At 31.5% G+C, this 3,176-nt stretch carries 3 protein-coding genes and 2 pseudogenes; all 5 read left to right on the top strand.

Annotation, left to right across the window (positions count from 1 at the left end):
- A partial coding sequence (locus BAQ49_RS11410; protein ID WP_071745405.1) for a hypothetical protein occupies window positions 1–190 on the top strand: 190 nt, incomplete at its 5' end.
- 208 nt (window positions 191–398) lie between these two features.
- Window positions 399–634 (top strand): annotated as a pseudogene (locus BAQ49_RS11415) (sodium:proton symporter); the annotation flags it as partial.
- A gap of 260 nt (window positions 635–894) precedes the next feature.
- The gene (locus BAQ49_RS11420) at window positions 895–1,635 is read left to right on the top strand and encodes a YrrS family protein (protein WP_071745406.1); all 741 of its coding nucleotides are present in this window, start codon (window positions 895–897) and stop codon (window positions 1,633–1,635) included.
- A 294-nt stretch (window positions 1,636–1,929) separates the two neighbouring features.
- Window positions 1,930–2,400: pseudogene (locus BAQ49_RS11425) on the top strand (IS6 family transposase); the annotation flags it as partial.
- Between the two features lie 170 nt (window positions 2,401–2,570).
- Window positions 2,571–2,759, top strand: a complete 189-nt coding sequence (locus BAQ49_RS11430) for a hypothetical protein (protein ID WP_071745407.1) — start codon at window positions 2,571–2,573, stop codon at window positions 2,757–2,759.
- Window positions 2,760–3,176: the final 417 nt, after the last annotated feature.

A 3,176-nucleotide genomic window follows, 5' to 3' on the forward strand; every position in this document is an offset into this window, starting at 1 on the left:
AGGTGGAGAAAATGTTGAAGATGTACAGACAGATAAACATATTCCATATGAACAAAATGAATTGCAGCAAACCCTAGAAAAGTACGATTCGAAGGAGTTGAGGTATAAAAAGAAAATAGATAAATTGACAAGAGAAAAGCACTTTGTGTATATCACAGATGTTTTTTATTTTCATTTTGATAGGGCTTGAATTAAATTTCCATGTTTTTTTGCATCCATTCAATACTACATATGTAGTATTGAAGTTATTAATAATAAAATGTATTATAGATAAGCGCAATTTATAATTCAAGTAAGCCGGAATGTGTATTCGTAGTAAATGTAATATTCAGAAGTAATAGTATCGTATGGAAAATGAGGTGGAATTAATAGAAACGTAACATATTAAATGATATGGATTGTATAGTTTAAATGACTTTTATAGTAGAGAAGAAGCTTTTAAGAAGGTCATAAACAAAGAAATATTGCTTTATATTGAAAAAAATAAAAGCGCTTTATACAAAAGATAAGGGGACTTCATAAAGATTCGTTTTGTAATGAAAGCGAATTAAAGGTTAGATTAGGAATAATAGAATTCCCTAGTGACGAAAGATATTCTGAAAAGAAGGTGAAATCTTTTTTGGTTTCACGGCATTTCCATTAGAAAGCGCCAACTAAAGAGGACAGTTGATTTTAAAAATTATAAATCGGTGAAGAAGAGGCTTATTTGTTAATAAGTATACTTAAGTACAGAAACTTATTAATCTTTAATTTATTAAACTATTTTTGAATAACATATATCAGATACTTGAAAACGCACAAACCTTAATATTTTCATTATTTAATAAAAATATTAAGATTCTTAGGAACAATACGTACAGATTAGTAGCGAAAATAAACACGGAGGTTTGAAAAATGGGACAAGGAAGCAGGTTTCAAGCAAAACAACAAAATCGTCGTCATAAGGGGATATTTAATATCGCATTTAGTGTGGTATTAGTAACAGTTGGCATAGTGACGTATCAGTTGTTTTTCACTTCTGATACATCAAAGAAAGCAATTGCTCAAGAAAAGAAAGCAACAAAGATAGAAGAGAAGAAGAACGAAGATAAAGAAGCAGTAAAGGTAGAAGAAAAGAAAAACAAAGATAAAGAAGCAATAAAGGTAGAAGAAAAGAAAAACAAAGATAAAGAAGCAGCAAAGATAGAAGAAAAGAAAAACGAAGATAAAGAAGCAGCAAAGATAGAAGAAAAGAAAAACGAAGATAAAGAAACAGCACATTTAGAAGAGAAACAAAAAGTAGAAGAACTTGTAAAAACGAAAGAAAATGAAAATAAAGAGGGAGAAAAAACGATATCTCAAGAAAAGGGTTCTCAAACTAATTCTTCTTGGAAGGCAATTGGTACAGAGCAAGGAGCAAAACCTGCAATGCAATTTAAAGAAGGAACAGTAGATTGGAATGAGATGAAAAAAGCAATTTCTTATGCTGTTGATGTTCCAGAGAGTCAATTGATTTTTGATTTTATTGGGAATAATGGTAATAATAAAGCCTACGGTAATGTACGAGATAAGCAAAGTAATAAAAAATATAAGGTTGATATTGATTGGGTAGAGAATCAGGGGTGGAAACCAGTATCTGTTCAAGTGGTAAAATAAATAAGCAAAATCTAAATGCTATCCTCTCTTGTTGTGAGCGACTAAGCTATTATAGTCTAGATAAGATAAACTTGGTTCTATATGATGTTTTAGTTGACGCTCCCACCCCTAAAGGGGCAAGCTGACTAACATCATTGGTGTTCTTGCTACCAAAGGCGAAGTCCATTTCTGGTATCGCTGACGTACAAGGTTGCGGTGTGTCATCACCGCTCTCACGACAGACCGTATAGGCTCGTGTTCAGGTGTTTTAGCGTCTCGTTCTTGACGACACATATCATTTTACTGATAGCATGAGAAATATACATAAAAATAAAAGGACAATGAATGTATTTATATCGTGCCGTTGATTCTGAAGGAAACACGATTGACTTTTATTTGAGTAAATCTAGAAATCATAAGGCTGCAAAGCGCTTTTTTAAGAAAGCTTTGTAGTCTTTTCATGTTTCAAAGCCTCGTGTTATAACAGTCGATAAGAGTCCTGCTTATCCAATTGCTATCGAACAGTTGAAGGAAGAAAAAAGGATATCAATGGGCACCAAAACCCGAAGGATAAAATATTTAAATAACATAGTAGAACAAGATCATCGTTTTATTAAAAAACGTATACGCTCTATTTTGGGATTTAAATCATACAAAACATCAGCTTCTATATTGAGTGGTATTGATGCCATGCATATGCCCAAAAAAGAACAAATTGATTTGCAGGACCAGTCTGTCCAAAATCAGAATGTTTTTATCAACTGGCTGTTTGGATTAACTGTTTAACAGGTGATTCCGTTGAGGAATTCTTGATACTTTTTTACTTATCATTTTTTACACCAGAACTGTACATTCTATCAATAAGAGAAATATGTAATTATGCATATCTGTTTATATTTAGATAGTATCAAAATATAATTAAAAGGTTTTTAATGGAGTGATAAGGAGATGCGAGTATGAAGAGAATCATAGGACTTATAGTATCATTATTTTTATTATTTTCTACTTATGCACCAACGTTTACAGAAGCAGCCGAAGCTTTAAATAAAGTAGGCTGGGTTAGGAAAGTAGAGAGCCTGCTCGTAATGAGTAGACCTTTTTTTATAACGTTTCTTTATAGGAAACCTTTTACATATTCGTTATAGATCATACTCACAATGTAAGTCCTTGATACGTCTGTAAAAACGTATCAAAAGTGTATTTTTTAATTAATTTAGCATATGTCTCTTTTTTGGGGGAATAAGCAAAAACACCTAGTTTAAAAATTTTCACAACAGAAACAGATAACCTGATAAAGTATTAGTTACTGTGTATGTAATTATAATAAAAGAGCCTTCCCAAATGGTGTTTTTTTATAGTTTAGCTTATACGATTTTAGGAAATTAATAGCATTTTATACCGCTATTATTTACCTAATTTCCAAGAAATAGAGGTGATTGTAGGTGACTAAACCTTTAAAAAAAAATAGTCGTTATATGGTTGGATTAGATAGTCTAAGGGGCCTAGCTATACTAGGTGTTATTTTGTATCATATTAATTTTAATTGGATGCCTGGAGGGTTT

The sequence above is a fragment of the Bacillus proteolyticus genome (assembly GCF_001884065.1).
Lineage (GTDB): Bacteria > Bacillota > Bacilli > Bacillales > Bacillaceae_G > Bacillus_A > Bacillus_A proteolyticus.

Excerpts from the sequence above, each read along its gene's own strand:
- BAQ49_RS11420 (WP_071745406.1), top strand. The coding sequence starts at position 895 with ATGGGACAAGGAAGCAGGTTTCAAGCAAAACAACAAAATCGTCGTCAT.
- BAQ49_RS11430 (WP_071745407.1), top strand. The coding sequence starts at position 2,571 with ATGAAGAGAATCATAGGACTTATAGTATCATTATTTTTATTATTTTCT.